General features: G+C 64.9%; 25 protein-coding genes. 11 read left to right on the forward strand and 14 right to left on the reverse strand.

The genetic code is table 11. The features are described from left to right. Window positions 1-226: 226 nt before the first annotated feature. Entirely contained in the window at window positions 227-415 is a 189-nt protein-coding gene (locus tag ACYRGX_RS20625) for a hypothetical protein (protein WP_473054288.1), read from the forward strand. Between the two features lie 11 nt (window positions 416-426). Continuing rightward, a complete protein-coding gene (tsaA, locus tag ACYRGX_RS20630; protein ID WP_473054289.1) occupies window positions 427-1,122 on the forward strand; it encodes a tRNA (N6-threonylcarbamoyladenosine(37)-N6)-methyltransferase TrmO in 696 nt (231 codons plus the stop codon). Window positions 1,123-1,165: 43 nt separating this feature from the next. Here tsaA and ACYRGX_RS20635 read toward each other — a convergent pair whose 3' ends face one another. From ACYRGX_RS20635 to ettA, 9 genes are all read right to left on the reverse strand, one after another. Next, a complete protein-coding gene (locus tag ACYRGX_RS20635; protein WP_473054290.1) occupies window positions 1,166-1,750 on the reverse strand; it encodes a YajG family lipoprotein in 585 nt (194 codons plus the stop codon). Window positions 1,751-1,800: 50 nt separating this feature from the next. Continuing rightward, window positions 1,801-2,292, reverse strand: coding sequence for a TIGR00645 family protein (locus ACYRGX_RS20640; protein WP_473054291.1), 492 nt, complete (start codon window positions 2,290-2,292; stop codon window positions 1,801-1,803). A 104-nt stretch (window positions 2,293-2,396) separates the two neighbouring features. Continuing rightward, complete coding sequence (locus tag ACYRGX_RS20645) at window positions 2,397-2,735, reverse strand: PA4575 family protein (protein ID WP_473054292.1); 339 nt, start codon at window positions 2,733-2,735, stop codon at window positions 2,397-2,399. 115 nt (window positions 2,736-2,850) lie between these two features. Further along, window positions 2,851-5,268, reverse strand: a complete 2,418-nt coding sequence (locus ACYRGX_RS20650) for a Lon protease family protein (protein WP_473054293.1) — start codon at window positions 5,266-5,268, stop codon at window positions 2,851-2,853. A 65-nt stretch (window positions 5,269-5,333) separates the two neighbouring features. Continuing rightward, window positions 5,334-6,125, reverse strand: a complete 792-nt coding sequence (siaD, locus tag ACYRGX_RS20655) for a biofilm regulation diguanylate cyclase SiaD (RefSeq protein ID WP_473054294.1) — start codon at window positions 6,123-6,125, stop codon at window positions 5,334-5,336. An 8-nt stretch (window positions 6,126-6,133) separates the two neighbouring features. After that, the gene (gene siaC, locus ACYRGX_RS20660; protein ID WP_473054295.1) at window positions 6,134-6,511 is read right to left on the reverse strand and encodes a biofilm regulation phosphoprotein SiaC; all 378 of its coding nucleotides are present in this window, start codon (window positions 6,509-6,511) and stop codon (window positions 6,134-6,136) included. 21 nt (window positions 6,512-6,532) lie between these two features. Beyond that, a complete protein-coding gene (gene siaB, locus ACYRGX_RS20665) occupies window positions 6,533-7,075 on the reverse strand; it encodes a biofilm regulation protein kinase SiaB (RefSeq protein WP_473054296.1) in 543 nt (180 codons plus the stop codon). 9 nt (window positions 7,076-7,084) lie between these two features. Continuing rightward, window positions 7,085-9,076, reverse strand: coding sequence for a biofilm regulation protein phosphatase SiaA (gene siaA / locus ACYRGX_RS20670; RefSeq protein WP_473054297.1), 1,992 nt, complete (start codon window positions 9,074-9,076; stop codon window positions 7,085-7,087). Between the two features lie 78 nt (window positions 9,077-9,154). Beyond that, on the reverse strand, window positions 9,155-10,819 hold the full coding sequence (gene ettA, locus ACYRGX_RS20675; RefSeq protein ID WP_473054298.1) for an energy-dependent translational throttle protein EttA: 1,665 nt from the start codon (window positions 10,817-10,819) through the stop codon (window positions 9,155-9,157). A 246-nt stretch (window positions 10,820-11,065) separates the two neighbouring features. On the opposite strand from ettA, the gene ACYRGX_RS20680 reads away from it, so the two are divergent. The 3 genes from ACYRGX_RS20680 (at window position 11,066) to ACYRGX_RS20690 (ending at window position 19,403) form a co-directional block, all read left to right on the forward strand. Then, window positions 11,066-15,223: an EAL domain-containing protein gene (locus ACYRGX_RS20680; protein ID WP_473054299.1), complete on the forward strand. Its 4,158-nt coding sequence runs from the start codon at window positions 11,066-11,068 to the stop codon at window positions 15,221-15,223. Between the two features lie 136 nt (window positions 15,224-15,359). After that, complete coding sequence (glyA, locus tag ACYRGX_RS20685; protein WP_473054300.1) at window positions 15,360-16,613, forward strand: serine hydroxymethyltransferase; 1,254 nt, start codon at window positions 15,360-15,362, stop codon at window positions 16,611-16,613. A gap of 174 nt (window positions 16,614-16,787) precedes the next feature. Next, complete coding sequence (locus tag ACYRGX_RS20690) at window positions 16,788-19,403, forward strand: DEAD/DEAH box helicase (RefSeq protein WP_473054301.1); 2,616 nt, start codon at window positions 16,788-16,790, stop codon at window positions 19,401-19,403. A 1-nt stretch (window position 19,404) separates the two neighbouring features. Here the strand turns inward: ACYRGX_RS20690 and ACYRGX_RS20695 are convergent, their stop codons facing one another. Then, window positions 19,405-19,707 carry a DUF3509 domain-containing protein gene (locus ACYRGX_RS20695; protein ID WP_473054302.1) on the reverse strand — a complete coding sequence of 101 codons (303 nt, stop codon included), beginning with the start codon at window positions 19,705-19,707 and terminating at the stop codon, window positions 19,405-19,407. A gap of 114 nt (window positions 19,708-19,821) precedes the next feature. Continuing rightward, window positions 19,822-20,289, reverse strand: coding sequence for a phosphate-starvation-inducible protein PsiE (locus ACYRGX_RS20700; protein ID WP_473054303.1), 468 nt, complete (start codon window positions 20,287-20,289; stop codon window positions 19,822-19,824). A 405-nt stretch (window positions 20,290-20,694) separates the two neighbouring features. On the opposite strand from ACYRGX_RS20700, the gene ACYRGX_RS20705 reads away from it, so the two are divergent. From ACYRGX_RS20705 to ACYRGX_RS20715, 3 genes are all read left to right on the forward strand, one after another. Beyond that, window positions 20,695-20,949: a YebG family protein gene (locus ACYRGX_RS20705; protein WP_473054304.1), complete on the forward strand. Its 255-nt coding sequence runs from the start codon at window positions 20,695-20,697 to the stop codon at window positions 20,947-20,949. A gap of 171 nt (window positions 20,950-21,120) precedes the next feature. Beyond that, window positions 21,121-21,393, forward strand: coding sequence for a DUF3509 domain-containing protein (locus ACYRGX_RS20710; RefSeq protein ID WP_473054305.1), 273 nt, complete (start codon window positions 21,121-21,123; stop codon window positions 21,391-21,393). Between the two features lie 60 nt (window positions 21,394-21,453). Then, the gene (locus tag ACYRGX_RS20715) at window positions 21,454-22,251 is read left to right on the forward strand and encodes a SirB1 family protein (protein WP_473054306.1); all 798 of its coding nucleotides are present in this window, start codon (window positions 21,454-21,456) and stop codon (window positions 22,249-22,251) included. Window positions 22,252-22,255: 4 nt separating this feature from the next. Here ACYRGX_RS20715 and ACYRGX_RS20720 read toward each other — a convergent pair whose 3' ends face one another. Beyond that, complete coding sequence (locus tag ACYRGX_RS20720) at window positions 22,256-22,942, reverse strand: LrgB family protein (protein ID WP_473054307.1); 687 nt, start codon at window positions 22,940-22,942, stop codon at window positions 22,256-22,258. Next, entirely contained in the window at window positions 22,932-23,312 is a 381-nt protein-coding gene (locus ACYRGX_RS20725) for a CidA/LrgA family protein (protein WP_473054308.1), read from the reverse strand. The genes ACYRGX_RS20720 and ACYRGX_RS20725 overlap by 11 nt, the downstream gene beginning before the upstream one ends. Window positions 23,313-23,417: 105 nt before the next feature. Here ACYRGX_RS20725 and ACYRGX_RS20730 point away from each other — a divergent pair, with 105 nt between their 5' ends. After that, entirely contained in the window at window positions 23,418-24,317 is a 900-nt protein-coding gene (locus ACYRGX_RS20730; protein ID WP_473054309.1) for a LysR substrate-binding domain-containing protein, read from the forward strand. Here ACYRGX_RS20730 and ACYRGX_RS20735 read toward each other — a convergent pair. Further along, window positions 24,295-24,750: a flavodoxin gene (locus tag ACYRGX_RS20735; RefSeq protein WP_473054310.1), complete on the reverse strand. Its 456-nt coding sequence runs from the start codon at window positions 24,748-24,750 to the stop codon at window positions 24,295-24,297. The genes ACYRGX_RS20730 and ACYRGX_RS20735 overlap by 23 nt on opposite strands. A 276-nt stretch (window positions 24,751-25,026) precedes the next feature. On the opposite strand from ACYRGX_RS20735, the gene ACYRGX_RS20740 reads away from it, so the two are divergent. Together ACYRGX_RS20740 and folM are read left to right on the forward strand one after the other, a co-directional pair. Continuing rightward, window positions 25,027-25,599, forward strand: a complete 573-nt coding sequence (locus ACYRGX_RS20740) for an antibiotic biosynthesis monooxygenase (RefSeq protein ID WP_473054311.1) — start codon at window positions 25,027-25,029, stop codon at window positions 25,597-25,599. Between the two features lie 80 nt (window positions 25,600-25,679). Next, window positions 25,680-26,375 carry a dihydromonapterin reductase gene (gene folM / locus ACYRGX_RS20745; RefSeq protein ID WP_473054312.1) on the forward strand — a complete coding sequence of 232 codons (696 nt, stop codon included), beginning with the start codon at window positions 25,680-25,682 and terminating at the stop codon, window positions 26,373-26,375. The last annotated feature ends 66 nt before the right edge of the window (window positions 26,376-26,441 follow it).

Consider the following 26,441-nt stretch of genomic DNA (forward strand, 5'->3'; position numbering starts at 1 on the left):
GGCTCGCCGGGTTCGCTGGGCGTGGGAGGCACCCCGGGTTCGTCAGGGTCACCTGGTACGCCGCCCGCGTGCCAGAGCGGATCGCGTTGCTCGATGGTCATGGCGAGAATCCTCCAAGATGGGATGGGTACCTGCATTCGAACCCGGGACGACCGACGAATTCCCGCAGTTCGTCAGACACCCATGTATCCTTGGGCTCCATCGCGAATCGCCACCGGACCTGCCCATGCCCGTCACTCGTTCGATTGCCCTGCTCCTTGCGCTGGCCGCAGGAGTGGCGCTGGCCGACCAGGCGCCCTGGTTCGCATGGAAGAGCCGCCAGGATGTCGACGCGCCGCTCGTCTGCGCTCAGACCAGCCCCGGGCCCGGCTGGGAGAAGGTTGCCGGCCCCTTCCGCAACGCCGCCTGCCGGTAGTGAGAGACAAGATGCAGTACCCAGTCTCCCCCATCGGCTTCGTACGCTCGTGCTTTGCCGAAAAATTCGCCATCCCCCGCCAGCCGGCGTTGGTCCCGGCGGCCCGCGGCGTGCTCGAACTGGTGCCGCCGTTTGACCGCGCCGAGGCGGTGCAGGGCCTGGAGCAGGTCAGCCACGTCTGGTTGCTGTTCGTCTTCCACCAGGCGCTGGAAGACAAACCGCGACTGAAGGTGCGCCCACCGCGCCTGGGCGGCAACCGCTCGCTGGGCGTCTTCGCCAGCCGCGCACCCCACCGTCCCAACGGCCTGGGGCAATCGGTGGTACGCCTGGAGCGCGTGGAGCCTGGGTGTCTATGGCTGTCCGGCATCGACCTACTCGATGGTACGCCGGTGCTCGACATCAAGCCCTACGTGCCCTACGCGGACGCGCCCATCGGCGCCCATAACGCGATTGCCGATGCCCCTCCGGCGCTGCTGCCGGTGGCCTGGAGCCCAGCCGCGCTGTCGGACGCGCAAGCGCAGGCGCGGCGCCTCGGCGAGCCTGTGGTCGAACTGATCGAGCAATGCCTGGCTCAGGACCCCCGTCCGGCCTACCAACAGACCGATCCGCAGCGGATCTACGGCGTGCGCCTGTGGGATCTGGAAGTTCGCTGGCGTTACCCGCGCGAGGACGCCATCGAAGTGCTGCAGGTGCAGGCGGCCGGCTGACCACCGGCGCCCGATGGCGCCGCAGACGCGGCGCCGGGAGGACTCAGTGGCCGGAGAGCACTTGGCCGATGGTCGGGTCCTTGAACACCCGGGAAAGCGCGTTGCTGAGCACATCGCTGACCAGGCGGGTATTGGTTTCCTGGTTCGGCGCCATGCCGAAGCGCTGATTCAACGACGCACCATAGCGGCCGGTATAGCGGCGCTGGGGGTTCTGCACATCGGTACGGAATGTCGCCGAGATGTCAGCCTCGGTGACGTAGATGCCCTCTTTGGGCGACTGGTACTTCAGTTCAGCCAGGGTCAGCGTCAACTGCGGCGCGTTGTAGGCGTTCGGCGAAGGTGTGAAACCCAGGAGGCGTACCGCCGCTTCGGCCTGGGCCTGCAACTTGGGCAGCACCTTGTCCGCCGGGACGCTGATCTCGCTGGTTTCGGCGTAGAGCCCGCCGCGGGTCCCCAGATTCGGCGAGGAGCGCCCATCGACCACACGCACGACCACCGGCTGGCCCTGGCCGACCGCGCTGAGCTGTACATTGAGTTTGGGATCGGGATCGAGCTGCTGCGGGCTGAGCGCACAACCACCCAGCACCAGGGTGACCGACAGCAGACTCAGCAACAGGGACTTACGCATCGTTAGTTTCTCCGCATGAGAAGGGCAATGCCGCACGGCATCACCGGAAATCAATCGTGCTTGGTGATCTTGTCCAGATAGCCCATGGCGAAGGCCGAACCGACGAAGGTGAGGTGGATGATCACGTACCACATCAACTTGTTGTCGGGGAGGTTACGTACCTCCATGAACACCTTGAGCAGGTGGATGGAGGAGATCGCCACGATGGAGGCGGCAACCTTCACCTTCAGCGAACCGGAATCCATCTTGCCCAGCCAGGACAGTTTCTCCTTGCTCTCGTCGATGTCCAACTGGGAAACGAAGTTTTCGTAGCCGGACATCATCACCATCACCAGCAGGCCACCCACCAGCGAGAGGTCGATCAGCGATAGCACGACGAGGATCAAGTCCGGCTCGGCGATATCGAAGATCGCCGGCAGGATATGCCAGACCTCCTGGAAGAATTTCAAGGTCAGCGCCAATAGCGCCAGGGAGAGACCGAAATAGATAGGCGCCAGCAACCAGCGGGCGGAGTACATCGCATTTTCCAGAAAGCGTTCCATAGCCTGTTCGCAGCTGAATAAATCGCCAGCGAGTATATCCGCGAAGCGGTCCGGAGCAATGCGTCAGTACGTAACCAAAACCCGTCGGAAACCCCGCCGGGCAGTCAGGGAAACGGCTGCCTGCGCACGGGACTGGGCGCCGCCCCCCGCAACCGGCGCTGGCGACGCAACTCGCCCTGGACGTGCAGGGCCCAGATGGGCAGCTCCCCGCTGAGGCTGTAACCCATCTGCATCAAGTTCTGCACCACCGTGTCCAGCACCTGTCCAGCTTCGCGGGCACCCCGTAGCGGTCCCTGGGCCCTTACCTCACTGGGCTGTCCGCCATCCAGGCCGGCGGCACAAATCAGGCTCCACAATCCATCGCAAGCCAGCGGGTGCAGCGCTAGCTCGATACGGGTGTTGATACCCAGACATTGCCGGGTCAGGCACAGGCGTTGCGACATGGGACGTCCTCCGCAGGGTGCGCTCGCTGTAGCGTAGCGCATGGCATCGCGAAAGCACGTCGACGACCGGCCCGGTCGTCGACGCCATGCCCATCTGACCCTCAGGGGGAGAGAATCATTCCGACCGTTCGGCCGGAACGGCCTTGCCGGCCTCGGCCTCTTCCTCGCCCATTTCGGCGATTTCCCGCAGGCGCGCCACGACGCGTGCATTCACGCTACCCTCGGGGAAACGTCCACGCTCGTCCGGCGTACCCGCCGGCTCGCCGAGCAGCAGGCTCAGCGCCTCATCGACGTGACGCACCGCATAGACATGGAAGCGTCCCTCGCGCACCGCCTCGAGCACCGACTCATCGAGCATCAGGTTGGCGATGTTGGCGTAGGGCACGATCACCCCCTGCTCACCGCTCAACCCACGTGCCTGGCAGAGGCGGAAGAAGCCCTCGATCTTCTCGTTGACGCCGCCAACCGCCTGCACCTCGCCAAACTGGTTGATCGAACCGGTGATGGCGAAACACTGCCTGAGCGGCGTGCGCGACAGCGCCGAGATCAGCGTGCAGACCTCACCGAGCGACGCCGAGTCGCCGTCGACATAGCCGTAGGACTGCTCCAGCGCGATGCTCGCGGAAATTTCCAGGGGAAATTCCTGGGCGTAGCGACTGCCCAGGTAGCCGGTGAGGATCATCACGCCCTTGGAGTGGATCGGCTGGCCGAGGTTGACCTCGCGCTCGATGTCGACGATACCGCTGCCGCCGGGATAGACCGTCGCGGAGATGCGCGCCGGAACGCCGAAGGCCGAATCACCGACCTCGAGCACGGTCAGGCCATTGCATTTGCCGATGGCGGCGCCGTCGGTGTCGATGAGGATGATGCCCGCCAGCATGTCGTCGAGGATGCGTGCCGAGACGCGCCCCGTCCGGGTTTCCTTGGCCTTCAGGGCGCGTTCGATGTGTCCCGCGTCGGTCGCCTGATCTCCGGCGAGCTGACGGATGAAATCAGCCTCGGAGAGCATCTGGAACAGATCGCCGATGCGCGCGGAGAGCCGACCCTGATGCTCGGCCAAGCGCGCGCTGTAGGTCGCCAGGCGGGCCACGGCGGCCGCGGTCAACGGCGCCATACCCTCTTCCGAGGTGCGCGTCTTGAGCAACTGGGCGAATTGCTCGAGGCTGTCTTCGGCGAGCGGGATGTCCTCGTCGAAGTCCACCAGCACACGGAACATTTCCTGGAAGTCCGGATCGGCGTCCTGCAATGCGTAGTACAGCTGCCGCGAGCCGATGATCACCACCTTGACCTTCAGCGGAATCACTTGCGGACTCAAGCTCACGGTCGCCAGCCGGCCCAGTTCGGCCAGCGGCGACTCGGTCTTCAACTGATGCGAATGCAGGCTGCGCTTGAGTGCGTCCCAGACGAACGGCTCGCTGAGCAGCTTCTCCGCCTCCAGCACCAGGAAGCCGCCGTTGGCGCGGTGCAGCGCACCCGGGCGCAGTTGCCGGTAACTGGTGTAAAGCGCACCCTGGTCACTGCTGTACTCGATGCGACCGAACAGGTTGTCGTAGGTCGGGTGGGACTCGAACACCACCGGCGCACCCGCACCGGCCGGACGGCCAACCACCAGGCTGGGCGCATACTGTTCTTCCAGCGCCTGGCGCTTCTGCCGGTCATTCGGACCGTCATCGGCGAGCTGCTCGACCGCCACGCGCAGCAGGTCCACCTGCATCGCCTGCAAGTAGGCGCAGATGCCGGCATTCTCTTCGTATTTCTCGGAGAGCGGCGCCAGCAGCGGCTGCAGAGCCAGGGTGATGGTTTCCTCATTGAGCTGACGCTGCTGGTTGCTCGACTCACGCTTCCATTGCGGCAGGCTGGCGAGTTCCTCGTTCAGGCGTTCTTCCAGTGCAGAGATATCGCTATGGAAGCGCTCGCGCTCGGCCTCCTCCAGTTGGGCAAAATCGGCCTCGTCGAGGGCCTTGCCCTCCTTCATCGGGGTAAAGGCGATGTTGCTGGCATCCCGATAGAGGGCGATATCCTTCTCCAGCGCCAGGCGCTCGATGACATCCAGGGCCCGGTCATAACGCTGGTTGAAGGCGCGATCGATGGCGCTCTTCTTCTGCTGGTAGGAGGGGTGTTCGAAAACGGCGGGAAAGGTCGCCAGCAGTGCATCGATCAGTTGTTCGATGTCGGCGATGAAAGCATCCGCGCTGCCGGACGGCAGCTCCAGCACGCGCGGCTCGCGCGGCTCGTCGAAGTTATTGACGTAGACCCAGTCGGGCGGCGTCGCCAGACGCTTGGCCTCGGCTTTTAGATAACGCTGCACGAAGGAGAAGCGGCCGGTACCCGGCTCGCCCATGACGTAGATGTTGTAGCCGGGGCGTGGCATCGCCACGCCGAATTGCAGCGCCTCTACGGCGCGCTCCTGACCGAGCACGCCACGGAACGGGTCGAGCTCATCGGTGGTGGTAAAGCAGAATTGCTGGGAGTCGAAGGGGCGGGTCAACGCCTCGGGAGACAGGCGCAATACGGAAGCGAAAGCATCGGACATCGGGAATCCTTGCGGCGGGCGACAACGCAAGCATTCTGCGGCCGCCCTCGCGAAGGGCGCAAGGGCTAGTCCTGGCTGGCCAACACGATTCGGTCGCGGCCATTACGCTTGGCCTCGAACAGCGCCTTGTCCGCACGATTGACGGTGTTCGAATAATTTTCCCCGGGCAGATACTGCGCCACACCGATGCTCACGCTCATCACGATCTGTTCGGTGTCCACCCGCACGACCAGTTCGCGCACGCTCTGGCGAATGCGTTCGACCACGGCACTGGCCTCGGCCAGCCCCGTCTCGGGCAGCAGCACGAGGAACTCCTCGCCGCCCCAGCGTCCGCACAGGTCCTGCTCACGCAGCTCGGCGTCCATGGTCCTGGCCATCTCGCCAAGGGCCCGGTCACCGATTTCATGACCATAACGATCGTTGATCACCTTGAAGTGGTCGACGTCGATCATCACGATGCTGAATGTCCGCTCGTAGCGCCGGCAACGCTCGGTCTCCTCCTTGAGACGCTCGACCAGCAGTCGGCGGTTGGCCAGGCCGGTCAGGGCGTCGTGGGTGGAGGCCTCGCGCAGGGCGATGTTCAGGTCGCGCATCATCTGTTGGTAACGGTCGGAGATGCGTGCGACCTTTTCCAACTGACGCAACTGCTTGTCGAGACGCTCGTTGAGCGTCACCTCGCGCTTGAGCGCGATGCTCTGGTAGGCATCGGAAACCTTGGCGATACGATCGATGCGCCGCATCAGGTCCAGATGCTGCAACCAAAGTAGCGAAAGCGTCTCGCGCAGAGGCTCTCCGGTGTGTGCCGGCTCCTCCAGCAGCGCCTTGATGCGCGCTTCGAGATCGACCTTGCTCGCCATGCCCGTGCTCACTCGTTGCTGCGAATATTGAAGGGGAAGGTACAGTCTTCCTTGAACTCCTCGGCCAGCTCGACCACGCGCTCGTTGAGGCGGTCGTAGCGCCAATCGACGGCGACGCTGCGGCCCTCCTGATGCGCGGCCTCCAGAAGGTCGAAGATGTCCATCATCGCCTTGATGCTGCTGGTGTTCAGGTACAGCAGATGCAGCTCGAGCGTCAGCGGTCGCTCGGCGTCACGCAGATAGAGTTCCAGCCACTCGAAGACCTGGTTGAACAGCTCGTAGGAGTTCTCCGGGTAGGAGTCCCCGCGCATGGTCAGCACCCCAGTCTCCCAGAGACCCTCGATGGCAGGCGTGGACTGGGTTCCTTCGATGAAAATATCACTCATGGTTTCTTGCTCTTGGAATTCTCAGATGATCGCGCGCAGGCTGAAAAAGGCCTGACCGTTGGCCAGGCGCCGCAGCGAGGCCTCCAGGGGCGCGCTGGATTTGCGGGCGATGTCGATCAGACCCAGACCGGCGCCACTGACCGCGTGCTCATCACGCGGTCTGCGCAACTGTTCCTTGTACGCGGCCTTGAGCTGCGCCTTGTCCAGTGCCGCGAGCGATTCGACGGTGCGCATCAGTTGCTCGCCGTCCTCATTTTCGACGAGGTTGCCGGCGGTGACCACATAGTGCTCCGCGTCGTTGCGCGCAACGACCACGGTGGCACCGGCCTCCAGGTCGGTCCACTCCTTGATCCGGGCGTAATGGCGAATATTCTGGGTCATCTCGATGTAGACGGCGAACACGTCCATCGCGGCGGACGGATGCGCCTGCTCCGCCGAGAGGTAATTGCGCAGGGCGTTGCCGATCTCTTCGATCAGACTGCGCGAGATCGGGCCGTTGAAGCAGAGCATGATCTGCTGACGGTTGAAGCTCTCGCGCATGCTGAATAAGTCAATGGTGTCCATCTTCACTCCCTAACCAAAGCGAAAACACAGCATGGTGATGTCGTCCCGCTGCGGGTAGCTGCCCTGATACTCGGCGAGCGTGGCGCTGAACACCTCGCCCTGCTCGTGCATCGGCCGGCGCGCGTGCTCCAGCAGCATCTGCGCGAAGCGCGCATTGCCGAAACCAAAGCCACGGTCGCCACCGGCCTGATCGAGGAAGCCGTCGGTACTCATGTAGAAGCTACGCTCGGGCGCCAGCTCCACCTGCTGATTGAAGTATTCGCCGACACGCTTGTCGCCAATCGCACGACGCGCGCCAGGCAACTGCTCGATGCTGTTGCCGTCACTATAGTAGAGCGCGATTTTGGCACCGGCGAAGGTAACCTGGCGCCGCTCGAGATCAACGTAAGCGAGGCCGACGTCCATATTGGTGGCGACCATGCGCCGCTCGTCCTCGTCGAGCAGCATGCCCCGCAGGATGCGGTCGGCACGGGCCAGGATGCCAGCGGGATCGGACAGCCCGCAGTCGCTGATCGCCTGGTCGATCACCGCGCGCCCCAGCATGGTCATCAGGGCCCCGGGGACGCCATGCCCCGCACAGTCGACCACGCCGAACAGGCAGGCCTGATCGGCACCACGGAAGACGTAGAAGTCGCCACCGACCACATCGCGGGGACGCCAAAGCACGCAGTGGTGTTCCCCGAGATGGTTGACCATGTGTCGGTCCGGCAGGATGGCGCGCTGGATCAGGCTGGCATAGTCGATCGAGTCGTCGATCTTCTTGTGCGCCAGGGCCATCTCGCGGTTCGCCTTCTCCAGCTCGTGGGTACGCTCGGCGACACGCTTTTCCAGCTCGCCGGTGTGGCTGCGAACCTTGCTGGCCATCGCAGCGAAAGCGGCCGATAGCTCGCCGATTTCGTCGTCGCGACCGCCGGGCAGTGGCGTGTCGTAGCGCCCGCCGGCAATGGCCTGTGCGCTGCGGCGCAACTGGCGCAGCGGCCCCAGCACGCGCTTTTCCACCAGCCACAGGGTTCCGCCGATCAGCGCCAGGAGCAATAACAGCAGCGAGGCCAGCGCCGGTAACAGCGGACGCACTTCGATCACCTGGGCGACTTGCAGATCGATGCTTGCGGCGACATACCAGTTCAGCTCGGGAATCCACCCCAGCGCCAGCAGTCGCGGCCTGCCATCGATGTGCACCGCCAGGGTTTCGACGTCCCCGGACTTGTCGGCGGCGCGTTTCAGCGCCTCGCGCACCGCCTCCGCATCGCCCTTACCGGTGACCTGGCCGAGGATGTGCGTGGCCAGGCTTCGCCCGGAAGCGCCCTCGGCGTTGTAGGTCACCAGCTCGGAACGCGGATGGGCGATGATCGAGCCGTATCGATCGAGCACCATGGACTCCACGCCGGCCAGGTCCAGATTGACGAACTGCTTGAGGAAGTCGGTCAGGGTGATCGCCGAACCCACCACCCCGAGGATCCGCTCGTCGTCACGCACCAGGACGTTGAAGAACACCTTCACGTCGCGGCTCGTGGTGTTGTAATCGACGTTGATCTCGTAGGGACGCCCGTCCTCCATCGTCCGGTAGAACCAGGCGTCGGTGTCACGATCAGGTCGCATGGTGAAGCGTGGCGCTTCGCTAGGCTGTTCGCCGCTGCCGTTGAAGTAGTAGTTGCCGGAGATCGCCGATGCGACGAAGTAGGCGTGATCGTTCAGCGCCCCCTGATAACCCTCGGCTTCGCGGAAGAACAGCGACTTCTTCTGCGGATCGCTCTCGTCGAGCAGCCAGCGTCGGGTCAACTGCGACTCGGCCAGGCGCTGAGCCAGAGCCAGTTCACGGGTAATGGGCCCGAACAGCCGCTCGCGGTTGAGCTGCACCACGTTACGCGCGTAACCGTCCGCATAGCGCTGCTGGACGCCTTCGAGGGCGTTCCAGCCGATGACGCCGGCCAGGACGAACGTCAGCGCGCACCCGAGCAGCAGCAAGATAAGGGACTTTCCCCGCAACCCCAAAGCGGCCATGGCATTCCTTTGATTCAGACCCGCGCGGGTCGAGAAGAGAGCAGCCCCACGCCCCCGCGCTGGGACGTGGGGACGGGATCACTGCGCCAGTTTCTTGTACTTCACCCGATGCGGCTGGGCAGCGGCATCGCCCAGGCGTTTCTTGCGATCGGCTTCGTACTCGGTGTAGTTGCCCTCGAAGAACAGTACACCCTCATCCTCGTAGGAGAGGATGTGCGTGGCGATACGATCGAGGAACCAGCGATCGTGGGAAATCACGATCGCCGAGCCGGGGAAGTCCAGCAGCGCCTCTTCCAGGGCGCGCAGGGTTTCCACGTCGAGGTCGTTGGAGGGTTCGTCGAGCAGCAGCACGTTGCCACCCTGCTTGAGGGTCAGCGCCATGTGCAGACGGCCGCGTTCACCGCCGGAGAGGTCCTTGACGAATTTCTGCTGGTCGGCCCCCTTGAAGTTGAAACGTCCCACGTAGCCCCGCGAAGGCACTTCGTAGCTGCCGACCTTGATCATGTCGAGGCCATCGGACACCTGCTCCCACACGGTCTTGTTGCCTTCGAGCATATCGCGGCTCTGCTCGACGCTGGCGATCTGCACGGTCTCGCCCAACTCGATGCTGCCGCTGTCGGGCTGTTCCTTGCCGGTGATCATGCGCAGCAGAGTCGACTTGCCCGCGCCGTTGCCGCCGATCACGCCGACGATGGCGCCCTTGGGCACGCTGAAGGAGAGGTTCTCGATCAGCGCACGGTCGCCGAAGCCTTTGCTGACGTTGTTGAACTCGATGACCTTGTCGCCCAGCCGCGGACCGGCCGGAATGTAGATCTCGTTGGTCTCGCTGCGCTTCTGGAATTCCTGCGACTGCATTTCCTCGAAGCGGGCCAGACGTGCCTTGGACTTGGACTGACGCGCCTTGGCGCCCTGGCGTACCCACTCCAGCTCGGACTTCATCGCCTTGGCATGCGCGGCCTCCGCCTTGGCTTCCTGCTCCAGGCGATTGGCCTTGGATTCGAGCCACTGGGAGTAGTTGCCCTCGAAAGGGATGCCGTGGCCGCGGTCCAGTTCGAGAATCCAGCCGGCGACGTTGTCGAGGAAGTAACGATCGTGGGTGATCGCCACCACGGTGCCGGGGAAATCGTGCAGGAAGCGCTCCAGCCAGGCCACCGAGTCGGCGTCCAGGTGGTTGGTCGGTTCGTCCAGCAGCAGCATGTCCGGAGCCGACAGCAGCAGGCGGCAGAGCGCCACACGGCGCTTCTCGCCACCGGAAAGGTGTTCCACCTTGGCGTCCCAGGCGGGCAGGCGCAGCGCGTCGGCGGCGACTTCCAGCTGGCGCTCCAGGTTGTGCCCGTCGGAGGCCTGCAGGATCGCCTCGAGCTTGGCCTGTTCGGAAGCCAGTGCGTCGAAGTCGGCGTCCGGCTCGGCATAGGCGGCATAGACTTCGTCCAGTCGCGCCTGGGCTTGCTTGATCTCGCCCACCGCCTCCTCGACCACGTCACGCACGGTTTTCTGCGGATCCAGCTGCGGCTCCTGCGGCAGGTAGCCGACCTTGATGCCGGGCATCGGGCGTGCTTCGCCATCGATCTCGGTATCCACCCCGGCCATGATGCGCAGCAGCGTGGACTTGCCCGCGCCGTTGAGACCGAGCACGCCGATCTTGGCACCCGGGAAAAAGGACAGGGAAATATTCTTGAGAATTTCACGCTTGGGCGGCACGATCTTGCTCACCCGGTGCATGCTGTATACGTACTGAGCCATGAGAAACCTGAAGTGGCCTGAAGCGCTCTCCGAGCTACGGAGCACGCCAACAAGAAAAGAAAGCGCGTTGCACGCGTGAGGAGAAAACTACCGGATTGCGCCTTCGGGGGCAATTAGCGGTCGGAAGGTACTGGCACTTCGCCTTGATTGCGGGCATGGTAGTGCGTTTTCTTCGGCGACGGCGCGAAACGCCCTGCGCGACGTGCCGCCAAAGACCTCTCAGATACTTACAGCTCAGGATCGCCCTTGGCCCCGCAGTTTCCCGATGCCTTGCCCGAGCCTCCCGCTCCCCAGAGCCGGCTCAAGCGTGTCCGCAAGGTACTGCTGATCTCGCTGATGCTGATGCTGCTAGGCGTGCTGGTCTGGCAGCTGCAGGACCAGTACGAGCAGTTGATCGACAATGCCCGTCAACGCAGCATCGACGTCACGGCCCAACAGGCCGCCCGCCTGCAGAGCAACCTGGACTTCCAGGCACGTAGCGCACAGCTCTATCTCTTTCGCCGCGAACAGGCGACGACCGAGCAACTCGCCGCCGACCTGAGCGACCTGATCACCGGCCTGCGCAGCCTCACGCCACTGGATGCCCAGGGGCGCCGGGAGGGGCGCAACATGCCCGGCGGCCGTGCCCTCGCCGCCCTGCCCTCGGACGACGAGGCCTATCGCTATTCGCTCGACAGTCACCCCGCCGGTGACCTCCTGCTGGTCATCCCGCGGGGCGATGATCGAAGCCAGGGTTACTGGCTGCTGAGCTTTGACCGCGGCGTACTGGATCGCTGGCTGCCGCCCATCGAGGGCGAGACGGCCTGGAGCCTCGCCGAGAAAGGCAGCGGGCGCCCCCTGGCGAGCATCGCCGACGCGCCACGCGCGCTGTCCACGACGCCCCTGCGGGAATTCGAGCTGCACAATACGACGCTGGTCCTGCGGGCGCATTTCGACGAACTGGCGGCGCTACGCCAACTGTTACCCGCCCTGGGTGGCAAGCTGGCGCTGCTCGGCGCCTGTGTGCTGCTGGTCATGCTCGGCCTGTTCGAAATGCTCGGAGAGATGCGCCGCCTTCGCGAGAACCAGGCGCAGTCGCGACGCTCCCTGCGCCTGGCGGCCAACGCGCTAGCCGCCATCGACGAGCAGGTCCTGCTTACCGACGAACAGCGCCGCATCACCTACCTGAGCCCGCAGGCCGAAGCCCTGCTGGGCATCGACAACGCCAGTGCCGAGGGCCGCGACCTCGGCGACCTGCTGCCCGGCCTACCGCAGGCCCTGCTCGACGGTGAATTGCACAGCATCCTGCTGCCGATGCCGAAACTCGGCAAGGAAACACTGTTCCTGCTCACCCGCAGCCACGTCGATCACCAGCCCAACACCAGTTGGGTCTGGGTGCTACGCGATGTCGAGGAGGAACAGCGTTCTCTGCGCAACCTGCAGTACGCCCGGCGTCGCTACCAGGACATTTTCGAAAGCGCCGGCATCGCCTTGTGCCTGCTCGACCTCTCCGAACTACCGGGGTACTTCGAACACGAAGACGTCAAGGACACCCTCGGCCTGCGCCGCTGGCTGCAACGCAACCCGCAACGACATGCCGAGCTGCTCGCACACATCCGCGTGCGTGAAGCCAATCGATTGGCCCAGTCCCTGATCGGCCAGGGCGACGGCGAGCGTGATTGGCGCACCCTCCTCGACCGTGAGCCGCTGCACGCGGACGGCCTGCGCTTCCGCTTGCTCGCGGCGCTGTTCGAGCCCCTGCGCCGCGTCGAGGTCGAGGGTGAACTGAGCACCCCATCCGGGCGCCGCCACCTGCGCCTGATCCTCAACCTTCCACAACGCCCGGAAGACCTGCACGCAGTCGTCCTGAGCCTGGAGGACGTCACCGAGCGCAAGTTGGCGCAGCAGGCGATTGCCGAACGCGAGCAGTTCTGGTCGCGCGTCGTGGGCACGGTGCCGGAAGTGCTCTACGTCATCGACGTCACCACGGGCCGGGAGATATTCACCAACCACAGCCTCGGCCGCATGCTGGGTTACGAGGACCACCAACTGGCGCAACTGGGCGACGACGCCATCGAGCGCCTGCGGCACCCGGACGACGTGGAATACATCGCCTATGCCGAGCGCCAGCGCAGGGTCGTCGCCGACGGCACCCTGATCGAGTTCCAGGAACGTCTGCGCCACGCCGATGGCAGTTGGCGCTGGTTCGACAGCCGCGAGCAGGTGCTCTCCCGCGATGCCAAAGGGCACGTCACCCAGGTGCTCGGACTGACCAAGGACATCACCTACCAGACCCGCGCCACGGACATCCTGCGGCAGAGCGAACGGCGCTACCGGCGCCTGACGGAAACGCTCTCCGACGCCCTGTTCACCACCGACGAAGAACTCCGCCCCAGCTATATATCGCCCTCCATCACCCGCCTGCTGGGGTATGACCCGGAGCTGCTGCTGAATGAAGGCGTGAGCACCCCGGATCTCGCCATCAACCCGGTGCAACTGGCACCGGTACGCTCGCTGCTGGCACGCCTGCGCAATGCCCGCGGCGACCCCCAGCGCATGGCCGCACTGGCCGAAGAACAGGACATGCGTCCCTTCGCCATCGATTGCCGCCACGCCTCCGGGCATCGCGTCACGCTGCAGATCCGCATGCTGATGATGTGGGGCAGTCAGGGCCGCTTCGAGGGGCTGCTTGGGGTCGCCGAGGACATCACCCAGCAGCGCCGTGCCGAACGGGAACTGCGCATGGCCGCGACGGTGTTCGAGCACTCCACTGCGGCGATCCTGGTGACCGATCCGGCCGGCTACATCGTGCAGGTGAACAAGACCTTCACACGTATCAGCGGCTTTGCCGAGGACGAGGTCATCGACCAGTTGCCGACCCTGCTCACGGCACGCGAGCAGATCGGCCAGGACCACAAATACATCGTCCGGCAGATCGGCGAGCAAGGCAGTTGGGAGGGCGAGCTCTGGCTCGAACGTCGCTCCGGCGAACGCTATCCGGCCTGGGTCGGCATCACCGCGGTGCACGACGAAGAAGGCGACCTGTCGAGCTACGTCTGCTTCTTCAATGACATGAGTGAGCGCAAGGCCAGCGAGCAGCGCATCCACCGCCTGGCCTATTACGACGGCCTCACCCACCTGCCCAACCGCACGCTGTTCCAGGACCGCTTGCACTCGGCGCTGCAGGCGGCGCAGCGGCGCAACGCCTGGGTGGTGCTGATGTTCCTCGACCTCGACCGCTTCAAGCCGATCAACGACTCCCTCGGCCACGCCGCCGGCGACCTGATGCTCAAGGAAGTGGCACAGCGGCTCTCCGGTTGCGTCGCCGACGACGATACCGTGGCGCGCATGGGCGGCGACGAATTCACCCTGCTGCTCAATCCGCAGACCGGACGCGCACAGGCCCTGCATCGTGCCATTCACATTGCCGAACAGATCCTCGCGGCACTGGCCGTACCCTTCATGCTCGAAGGCCGCGAATTCTTCGTCACCGCCAGCATCGGTATCGCCCTGAGCCCGCAGGACGGCAACGAGCCCAGCGGCCTGATGAAGAACGCCGATACCGCGATGTACCACGCCAAGGAGCGCGGCAAGAACAACTTCCAGTTCTACCAGGCCGAGATGAACGCCAGCGCCCTGGAGCGCCTGGAACTGGAAAGCGACCTGCGCCACGCGTTGCAGGACGGCCAGTTCGAACTGCACTACCAGCCGCAGTTCTCCAGCGACGGCAAGCGCCTCACGGGCACCGAGGCGCTGCTACGCTGGCAGCACCCCACCCGGGGCCTGGTCTCCCCGTCGGAGTTCGTGCCGGTGCTGGAGGAAATCGGCCTGGTGGTCCAGGTCGGCGACTGGGCACTGGAGGAGGCCTGCCGGCAGATGCTCGCCTGGCGCGCGCACGGCGTGCAGGTGCCCAAGGTCTCGGTGAACATCTCTGCCCGCCAGTTCGCCGACGGCCAGCTCGGCGCACGCATTGCCAGCATCCTCGCCAGCAGCGGCCTGGAATCGCACTGCCTGGAGCTGGAGCTCACCGAAAGCATCCTGATGCGCGACGTGGACGAAGCCATGCAGATCCTCGCCGGCCTCAAGCGCCTGGGCATCAGCATCGCGGTGGACGATTTCGGCACCGGCTACTCGTCGCTCAACTACCTCAAGCGCTTCCCCATCGACGTGCTGAAGATCGACCGCAGTTTCGTCGATGGCCTGCCCGAGGGCGAACGCGACGCGCAGATCGCCCGCGCCATCGTCGCCATGTCCCACAGTCTCAACCTGTCGGTGATCGCCGAGGGCGTGGAGACGCTGGCCCAGCTGGAGTTCCTGCGCAACCACGGCTGTGACGAAGTGCAAGGTTTCCTCTTCGGCCGACCGATGCCTGCGCGGCAGATCGAAGCCCACTTCAGCAACGGCGCGCTGTTCGTCTTGGAATAGGACGCGCAGAGCGCGTCCAGGCGAGCGTGAATGGTTCCTGCGCAGTACATGATCGGCGCTCATGTGCCAGGGCGGCGGGCTTGAGGTAGAATCCGCCCCCCTTGTTCATCACCGCCAGACGATCCAGAGGATTGCCATGTTCAGCCGAGACTTGACCATTGCCCGCTTCGATGCCGAGCTTTTCGCCGCCATGGAGCAGGAAGCCCAGCGCCAGGAAGATCACATCGAGCTGATCGCCTCTGAAAACTACACCAGCCCGGCAGTGATGGAAGCGCAGGGCAGCGTGCTCACCAACAAGTACGCCGAAGGCTATCCGGGCAAGCGCTACTACGGCGGTTGCGAGCACGTCGACGTGGTCGAGCAACTGGCCATCGAGCGCGCCAAGCAACTGTTCGGCGCCGACTACGCCAACGTCCAGCCGCACGCCGGCTCCCAGGCCAATGCCGCCGTCTACCTGGCGCTGCTCAGCGCCGGCGACACCATTCTTGGCATGAGCCTGGCTCACGGGGGTCACCTGACCCACGGTGCCAGCGTCTCGTCCTCCGGGAAGCTGTACAACGCCGTGCAGTACGGCATCAACGACCAGGGCCTGATCGACTACGACGAAGTCGAGCGCCTGGCCGTCGAGCACAAACCGAAAATCATCGTCGCCGGTTTCTCCGCCTACTCGCAAAAGCTGGACTTTGCCCGTTTCCGTGAGATCGCCGACAAGGTCGGTGCCTATCTGTTCGTCGACATGGCTCACGTGGCAGGTCTGGTCGCCGCTGGCGTCTACCCGAACCCGGTGCCCTTCGCCGACGTCGTCACCACCACCACCCACAAGACCCTGCGCGGCCCGCGCGGCGGCCTGATCCTGGCCAAGGCCAACCCGGAGATCGAGAAGAAGCTCAACTCCGCGGTCTTCCCCGGCGCCCAGGGTGGCCCGCTGGAGCATGTCATCGCCGCCAAGGCGGTGTGCTTCAAGGAAGCCCTGCAGCCCGAGTTCAAGGCCTACCAGCAGCAAGTGGTGAAGAACGCCCAGGCCATGGCCGAAGTGTTCGTCGCACGCGGCTTCGACGTAGTGTCCGGCGGCACCCAGAACCACCTGTTCCTGCTCAGCCTGATCAAGCAGGGCATCACCGGCAAGGACGCCGACGCCGCCCTCGGCCGGGCCCACATCACGGTGAACAAGAACGCCGTGCCGAACGACCCGCAGTCGCCCTTCGTCACCTCCGGCCTGCGCATCGGTACCCCGGCGGTCACCACCCGTGGCTTCGTCGAGAACGATTGCCGTGAGCTGGCTGGCTGGATCTGCGACCTGCTGGACAACCTCGGCGACGAGAGCATCGAAGCCAGTGTGCGCACCAAGGTGGAAGCCATCTGCAAACGCCTGCCGGTGTACGGCCACTGAGTCCAGTGTCCCGCACTCGCTCGAGATGAAAAACGCCCCGGTCTCCGGGGCGTTTTTCATTGGGCGCTGGAAAACCCCCACGGGCGTGGGATAATCGACGGTTCTGCAATCCTTCAGGCGTGCCATGAGCGAGTCGTACACCGCCCTCTCCCAACCGTTGCGGCCATTGCCGTGATGGATGCTCCTGATCTGCGCCAACTGACGCCCGACGCCTGGCAGGCTCTGTTCGGCGAGCAGACCCTTGCACTGGGTCGGCAGTACGCCGAAGAAGACCGCACGCGCCTGCTGGAAGTGGAGGCACAACTGATCCGCGGTGAATGCCGCGATGCCAGCGGCAGCCTCTATCGACAGACCATTCGTCCCTATCGTGAGGGCGATGCCTGGCAGGTACATGGCGCCTGCACCTGCGCTACCGGCCTGGACTGCGAACACATCGTCGCCACCCTGCTCACCCTGCAAGGGCGGCAACGCGAAGGCCTGCCATTGCCCAGCAATGCCGCCGACGTACAGACGCCTCGCCCCGAGGCGGTACTGACCCTCGGCAGTCACGTGCGCGTGCACTACGATGCGCGCAAGGGTCGCATGAGCGAACAGACGCAACACCGCGCAGCCCTGGCCTTCCGCTATGCCGGACATCTCACCCATGGACGTCCGCCGCGCGATCTGCTGATCAACCAGCCCGACGGCAGTCAGTTGCGTATCCAGCGCGATGCCGCCAGCGAAGCCGCGCTGCGCCAGCGCCTGGTAGAACTGGGCTTCGCCATCGCCCTGAGGGTCAGCGAGGCACTGCCCGAAACCACCGGCGAAGCCTTCGAACTGCCGAGCGAAGAAGCCTGGCTGGGCTTCGCCCGGGAAGGGCTGAGCACGCTGCGCGAACAGGGCTGGGACATACGGCTGCGCCCGGACTTCCACTTCGATCTGCTCGAAGCGGACGACTGGTACGTCGAACTCGAGGCCAGCGAGGGCCCAGGCGCCGAACTGCACTGGGGCATCATCGCCGCCGGGCAGCGCATCAACCTGCTGCCGCTGCTTTATACCTGCCTGCGCAATACGCCTTGGAAATTGTCCCCGGAAGCCCTGGCGCGGCGCCGAGACGATGAGGTTCTCCTGCTGGCACTCTCGGGCAATGGCCATGGCCAACGTGTTGCGTTGCCTTTCGCGCGCCTTCGCGCCCTGTTCAGCGCCTTTGGCGACCTGCTGTTGCGCGAGTACCCCATGGACCAGCAGGGATTGCCACTGACCCGCGCGGACGCCGCACGCCTCACCGAACTGAGCGAAGGCCCGACGCTGCAGTGGCGGGGCGGAGAAGACTTGCGCCGGCTGTCCCGCCAGTTGCGCAACGCCGCCCCCGAAACGACGCAGATCCCGGGACTCAACGCTCGACTGCGCAGCTATCAGGCCCAGGGCGTTGCCTGGATGCGGACCCTCCGTGAATTCGCCTTGGGTGGCGTGCTCGCCGATGACATGGGCCTGGGCAAGACGCTACAAACCCTGGCGCACCTGGTGCAGGAAAAGCAGGCCGGCCGCCTGACGCATCCGGCGCTGGTGGTGGTCCCGACCAGCCTGATTCCCAACTGGCTCGACGAGGCCGCACGCTTCGCCCCCGGATTGCGCACGCTGGCGCTGCAGGGGCCGCGTCGGCGGCGCCTGTTCGAGCGCATCGGCGAGTGCGATCTGCTACTGACCAGCTACGCCCTGCTGCCTCGCGACCTGCGCGTACTCGCCGAATACGACTGGTCGCTGTTGGTGCTGGACGAAGCGCAACACATCAAGAACGTACGCAGCAAGGCGGCCCAGGCCGCACGCCAACTGCGCGTGAACCAGCGCCTGTGCCTGAGCGGCACGCCTCTGGAGAACCACCTGGGAGAGCTTTGGGCACTGTTCGATTTCCTGATGCCCGGCTGGCTCGGCGACGAGCAGCGCTTCAATGCCGAATACCGCTGGCCCATCGAGCGCCAGGACGACAAGGCGCGGCTGGCAGCACTGGCCTCGCGGGTCAGGCCGTTCATGCTGCGCCGTAGCAAGGAGCAGGTCGCCCCCGAACTGCCTCCGAAGACCGAGATCGTGCAATGGGTCGAACTGTCCTCGGCACAACGCGAGCGCTATGAAGCCCTGCGCCAAACGATGGATCGCAAGGTTCGCGAGGAAATCGACCGCCAGGGCCTCGCACGCAGCCAGATCGTCATCCTCGAGGCGCTGTTGCGCCTGCGCCAGGCCTGCTGCGACCTGCGCCTACTCGATGAGCAGGAAGATCCGCGGGCCTTCCACGCCGAGCTGTCGGGCAAGCTGGCAACGCTGTTGGAAATGCTCGAAGCGCTCTTCGCCGAAGGGCGCAAGGTGCTGCTGTTCTCGCAGTTTGCGCAAATGCTGCGGCTGGTGGAGGTTGAACTACAACGACGGCGCATTCCCTATGCACTGCTCACCGGCTCGACCCGCGATCGCGCCACCCCCGTGCGGCGTTTCCAGGCCGGGGAACTGCCGATCTTCCTGATCAGCCTTAAAGCCGGTGGCACCGGCCTCAACCTCACGGCAGCGGATACCGTCATCCACTTCGACCCCTGGTGGAACCCGGCCGCCGAGGCGCAGGCCAGTGATCGTGCGCACCGCATTGGGCAAGACAAGCCCGTCTTCGTCTACAAACTGATCACCCGCGGCAGCGTCGAAGAACGCATCCAGCAGATGCAGCGGCGTAAGGCAGGGCTCGCCCAGGACATCCTGGACAGCGATCGGCAACTAGCGCTCGACGAACGAGACCTCAACCATCTGCTCGCGCCGCTGGGTAACGCCTGAGTCAGGCGCTGCCAACGGCACCGCGCAGTGTCGACGCGCTGCTCGCCTGTCCGGCACTGATCGCCTGCAGGCAGGAAACGCCGTAGCCGCTGTCGATGGCCAGACCGAAGCGGATGCTCTGCACGATCTGCTGCATACGGGTCTCGTCGGCCAACTGCTCGGCGCTCAACGCGCGCCGGGCGACGATCGTGCCCTCCTCGTTGCTCAGTGACAGGATCACCCCCCCATCCATGCGCTCGATGGCGAAGCGCACCTGATATTCGTGTCTGAACGCGTCACTGACGAATCTGAATGGATTGAACATGCTGATCACCTGCCTGGGGCCACTTGCAACAACTGACCAGCAAGTCAGAGGCCAAGTTCTCTTCTGCCGGTCGAATTAGTCGTCTGCGCCTATTTCAGAGACGCATGGGCAGTTCTAGCTGCTCGGCCCCGAGCCCGACGACTCCCTGCTCGCCGACGAAGGGAAGCGCGAAGACGCGAAACGCACCACCAACACCGCGAAGGCGAGCACCAAAATGCCGCCGGTGACGTAGAGAATGCTTTCGTCCGGGCGATTATGGTGTGACACGTCGGAGATCAGCAGGCGCGTCAGTGCGGTGATCGCCACATAGATGAGAAAGCGCACGGGCATGTGGTTGGTCTTGAAGTAAATGCCCACCATCGCCCCAAGTTCGAGGTAAATGAACAGCAGCAGGATGTCGTCGATGCTGATATGCCCTTTGTCCAGCATCTCGCAGAAGGCCAGCACCGCCGCCCAGGCGGTCACCGCGCCGATGGCGAACAGGGCCAGGTAATGGAACGCCTCGACCAGCAGGTTACCCAGCGATTCCAGTACTTCGTGCATACGGCGGCGCAGGCGCTCGGCCCAGTCCAGCTTGTTCATCGTCGTTCTCCTAGGGTCTGTTCCCGTTTCATTCGCGAACCGCGTTGTCGCCAGAAATGGCCTGCGGTTAGGCGCAGGACGCCGCCAATGGTCACTCCCTTGGCAAGTCCTGCAACGACAGCGCAGGTCATTTCTGGCACAACCCGCAGGGCCGGTACCTGTTCTGCCGGCGCGGCCGTGAATGAAACGGGAACAGACCCTAGGGCAGGCCAGCGTCACACCGGCATGTGACGGTTGATGCAGCTTTCGGGCTGGGAGATAACGGGGACGCCGGGACAATTCGTCGCATCAAGTTACGAGCCAGGCCATGCAGAATGGCCGCTGGCCAGATGACGGCAGGTGTCGTATCCTCTCGACACTGTATATACAGACAGTTATCGACGGGAAAAGGCATAGAGGTGATGAATGGCAGTCGAAGTGGTGTACCGCAGCAGTCGAGATCCGGAGCGCCTGTTCATGGATAAGAGCGAGGCCGACCGTCACGACCGCATGCTGGAACTGGCCGAAGCACTGGCAGCGATTCTGCAACGGCAGTCCCCTGAACTGGGCGAGCAACAAGCCGAGGACCTGGGCATCTATCTGGCCCGCCACCGCGAAGTGTTCGCCAAGGCCTTCAAGGGGCAGATCGCCGCGCTCGACGAGTTGAATGAAGCATCCTGAGGTCTGCAAAAGCTACCCGTTTTTGTGCAAGGCCTTGATTTAAGGACCTAATTGGTGCGCGGCAGCGACCATCCGTCGGTCTCTCGCCCTGGTGGGCGGCACGCCAGGCTGACGACGAAACTTTGCCGCCACCGGCCAAGTCCATCCGAGGCATACAAGCGAGGTAGCCCCATGGAAAGTCCATTCCAGACCATCACCGAGGCCTTCAAGGCGAACTACTGCGTCAACTTCAGCGTCGAGCGCCCGGACGGCAGCGTACTGCTGACCCTTTCGGCGGGAGAGGAAGTCGCGGTGAAGCGTTTCATCAGTGCCGAGCAGTGGCTGAACCCGGAGCGCCTGCAGCGTTTTATCGCCAGCGTCCAACTGGGCCTGGCCATCGAGAATGGCGAACTACCCGCACACCTGCAGGACATGCTCCCCGCCACCGCCACCCTGGCAGAATAAGTCGCTGGACTCAGCCCACCGTGCCGGCTAAGAATTAGCCAATGCGCCGGAGGGTTTCCCATGGATCCTCGATCCGCCCTGCATGAATGCCTGAGCCGTGACCCGCCCGCTACCTTCGAGGCGGCGCTTTGGCTCGCCGTCGAGCACGATCCCCAGCTGAATCCGTGTGACGCACTGAATGAGCTGGCCAACCTGGCCCAGCGCATCGACGTTGCCTTACCACGCCTCCCCGCCATCGAATTGGCACAACCCTTGTTGCGCCAGCTCGCAGCGCTGGGCTTCGCCGAGGACGAGGCACCCGGCGTGGACGCAGCCTTACCGCAGCGAGTCCTCGCCCGTCGTCGCGGGCAACCGCTCAGCCTGGCACTGATCGCCCTGGATATCGCCCGACGTCTGGAGATTCCCCTGCAGGGAGTGGATTTCCCCGGGCACTTCCTGCTGCGTGCCCCCGGCGCCGACCACGTGCTTGACCCTGCGACCGGACGGCGTCTGTACAGCCCTGAATGTCGCGAGTTGCTGCGCCGTATCCAGGGTCCGCAAGCCTGTCTCGAAGGCTATCACCTGCGTAGCGCGGATGCCCGGGCGATGCTCGTACGGCTGTCACGCAACCTGCGGCGCCTACATGGGGAGGCCGGCGACCCGCTGTCGGCCCTGAAGGACGCCGAGCGCGTGCTCGAACTGGTCGGCCCCAGTTGCGCCGACCACATAGCTCGCGCCGATCTCTATCGACAGCTGGAATGCCCTCAGGGCGAGCGCTTCGACCTGCAGCATGCACTGCTGCTCAGCGAAGAGGGGCCATTGCGGCTACGCCTGAGCGAGCGCCTGCGGCGCCTGCAGGATGCCCCCGCGACACACTAGGACCTCAGAGACAAAGCGCCAGCAGCGGCGCCAACGCCAGGTTGAGCAGTCCGGTCAGCACCATCACCAGCCCCGCGACGCTGCCTTCCTCCTTACCGACTTCCTGGGCTCGGCTGACGCCGGCGCCGTGGGCGCCGACACCAAACAGGGCGCCGCGCGCCAAGGGCGTGCGCAGCGGCAACCAGCGCAACAGAACGCCGCCCAGGGTGGCGCCGAACACGCCGGTGATCATCACGAAGATCGCCGCGAGCTCGGGCACGCCGCCCAGGTCTCGGGCCAACGGCATGGCAAACGGCGTGGTCACCGAGCGCGGAACCAGCGACAAACCGACCTGGGGCTCCAGCGACAGCAGGCTCGCCAGCCACCAGGAGGAGAAGATCGCCACCACGCTGCCGGCCAGCATGCCCAGCAACAAGGCCAACCAGTAGCGTGCCAGCAGCGCACGCTGCTGCCAGATCGGCACTGCGAAGGCGACGGTCGCCGGGCCAAGCATGGCCAGCAGCAGGTGGGTATTGCGCGAGTACTCGGCGTAGCTGACATGCAGCGGAATCGCCACCAACAACAGCAGGGTCGGCACCAGGATCAGCGGCGAGAGCAGGTAGCGGCCGCTGCGCCGATAGAGCCAGCGGCTGAGCAGGTAGCAGCCCAGGGTCAGGAACAGCCACAGCAGCGGGCGGAACTCAAGACTCACGACGGGTCCTCCAGCGACATACCCAGTCCACCGTGAAGGCGGTACTGAGCATCACCAGCACGGTACTGCAGCCGATCACCAGGACGATGCGCCCGCCTTCCTGGCGTAACAGAGCGCCGTAATCGAGCAGACTCATCAAGGCGGGAATGAAGAACAGCAGCATTTCGGCCATCAACAAGCCGGCCCCCAACTGCAATGTCGCGGGTTGTACGAGACCGCTGGCGAACGCCAACAGCAACAGGGCAAGCCCGATCACCCCGCCAGGCACGGGCCAACCCGCCCAGTGGGCGACTGCCGCGCCGATGAAATAGAGAACCAAAAGCACTGCGAGCTCGCAGCACAGACGCAGGAAACGCTGCACGCTGGACATGGAAGACACCTCAAGACAGACGCAGCATAGGCAGTCGGCTACTATCGCAAAAGCGAATTATCTGACTAGATACCATTCCATTAGAGAATCCAACGAGAGCCCAGCATGGAGTTCAAGCTGCTACGCAGTTTCGCCGAAGTGGTACGCCATGGTGGCTTCACCCAGGCCGCCCACCACCTGCATGCCACCCAGTCCACCGTCAGCAAGCAGGTCGCCCAACTGGAGCAGCAACTGGGCGTGCAACTGCTCGAGCGCAACGGCCCGCACCTGCGCCTGACCGATGCAGGCAGCCTGGTGCTCAAACGCGCGGAACAGATGCTGCGCTTGCAACATGAGTTGCAGACCGAGCTGGATGATCTCGACCAGTTGCTGCGCGGCGAATTGCGCCTGGGACTGCCGGTACTCGGCGGTGAAGCCTTTTTCGCGGCGCCGCTGAGCGAATACCGGCGCCGCTACCCCGGGGTGAACCTGCAATTGGCAGAGGGCGGCAGCAAGCTCATGGAGCGCGCCGTGCTCAACGGCGAGCTGGACCTGGCCGGCAGCCTGACGCCCAGCGACCCGGCTTTCGCCTATCAGCCATTCTGCGACGAGCCGCTCGACGTGTTACTGCCCGCCAACCACCCACTGGCGACACAGCCCAGCGTGGCGCTGGCGCAATTGGCCGACACGCCCTTTCTGCTTTACCAGCAGAGTTTCACCCTCAACGATCGCCTGCTGCAGGCCTGTCGCGAAGAGGGCTTCACTCCGCGTGAGGCCGGGCGCAGTGGCCAGGGCGATCTGCTCGCCGCGTTGGTGGCAGCCGGCCAGGGCGTGGTGCTGCTGCCTCGCCTGGTCGCCCAGCGATTGCAGCGGCCCGGCACCCTCAGCCTGCCGCTGAGTGGCTCGCCGCTGCACTGGGATCTGTGCTTCATCTGGCGCCAGGGCGCCTATCTGTCGCGCGCAGCACGTGCCTGGCTGGCGCTGATCGACGAGTCCGGCCCGCTCAGCCGCGCAACGCCGCGCTGAAGGCATCCAGCCAGGGCTCGGCGTCGGTCTCGGGGGTCACGCTCTCGCTGGCGTCCAGGCGCAGCATGGGTTGCACGTCCCGCACGCCGAGTTCGACGAACAATTCGTGCAACTGCTCGCCGCCGGCACAGAAGGTATCGCCATAGGCCGAATCGCCCAGGCCGATGACGCCGCCGGGCAGGCCACGCAACGCCGCGGGCAAGCCATCGCGCAGCGCCTGGTAGAGCGGCATCAGGTTGTCCGGCAGCTCGCCCATGCCGGTCGTCGAGGTGATGCCCAGCAACGCCTGCGGCGGCGTCGCCAGCAGGCTGTCCAGGTCCATCCGCGGCAGCAGGCGTGCGTCCAGGCCCGCGCTCGTCAGGCGTTGTGCGGCATGTCGGGCGACATCCTCGGCATTGCCGAATACCGACCCGCAAAGAATGGCGACATACACGGCGAGAACTCCTGCTCGAAGGGCGTGCCAGTATGCCGCAGGCAGCCCCTGCTGGCGACGTTGCGCACCCTTACGGATCAGCATCCGTACCGATCGCACCAACCACGTGCGCCGCAAGGGCGTTCTTTCCGCCGAAATGACCGCCCGGCGGGGCTGACGCCTGCACAGGGATCGGGAATAATCCTTGCCTGTCAAAACATCGCGTCCCAACACCCCGGGGCGCGACCGTTGCGATCGGCCTACCCGGCCTGCTCGCCGTTGCCTGGAGATATACCCATGTCTGCCGAACCCGTCACCCTGATGGTGGCGCGCCGCGTTGCCCGTGGCCGCTACAACGATTTCACCCGTTGGCTGCATGAAGGCGAGCGTCTTGCCGTCGACTTCCCCGGCTATCTCGGCTCAGGGGTACTCGCACCGCCGCCTGGCGGCGACGAATTCCAGATCGTCTTCCGCTTCTCCGACGAAGCCACCCTCGCCTGCTGGGAGCACTCCGCGTCGCGCCGCGAATGGCTGCGCCGTGGCAGCGGCCTGTTTCAGGCGCCTCACGAACACCGCGTGCGAGGCATCGGCTGCTGGTTCGGCAACGGCCCGCGCCCGCCACCACGCTGGAAGCAGAGCGTGGCCGTCTGGCTGGCGTTCTTCCCGGTATCGCTGGCGTTCAATGCGCTGTTCGGCGACTTGCTCGGCCAGTTGCCGCTGCTGCAGCGGGTGCTGCTGAGCACACTGATCCTCACGCCGATCATGGTCTGCGGTTTCATTCCCCTGATGAGCCGCTTGCTGGCGCCCTGGCTACAGGCCGAACCCCGCCGCGAGGCCGCGCAGCGCCTGAGCCATCCGGCGACGGAGTAGAACCAGTCCCCGGCGGCGTCTGGCCGCCGCCGGGGCTTTCTGTAAAGATAGGCGTCGAAGTCCCATCGAATTCTCTCGCCATGACCTCCCCCATCCTGATCACCGGCACCAGCAAGCGGGTCGGCCTGGAGCTGGCCATGCGGCTCGCCGAGCACGGCCATGACGTGCTCGCGGTGAGCCGGGCCGAGCAAGCACCGGCTCACCCGCGTATCCAGCACTTCCAGGCAGACCTGCAGGTGCGCCAGCAGCGCGAGGCACTGATCGCCCACGTGCAGGCCCACTACGATTCGCTGCGCGCCATCGTGCACAACGCCTCGCAATGGCTGGACGACGACCTCGACAACCTGGAAGCGATGTTCCGCCTGCACGTCGAGGCACCCTTCCATCTCAACCAGTCGCTGGGGCAGTGGCTGATCCGTGCCGGCCGCGCCGACATCATCCACGTCTGCGACGAGAGCGCCTCGCGCGGCAGCAAGAATCACGTGGCGTACGCAGCCACCAAGGCCGCCCTGCAGAACATGACGCTGTCCTTCGCCGAGATGTATGCACCCCAGGTGCGCGTCAACAGCATCTCGCCCGGCCTGCTGATCCTCAAGGAGGACGCCACTAGCGAGTACGTCGAGCGCACCTTCCGCAAGGCCCTGCTGGAATTCGAGCCCGGCGCCGAACCGCTGATCGACGCGGTGCTGTTCCTGCTCGGCACCAGCTACGCCACCGGGAGCAACATCGTGGTCAACGGCGGCCGTCACCTGAAGAAAGGCGCCCGTCTCGACTAGAAGAGCCACGGGCGTTACTCCACGCCCCACGAGAGCGATGCCGACAGTTCGCTGTCCAAACGCCAA

This window comes from Pseudomonas sp. R4-15 (assembly GCF_055768815.1).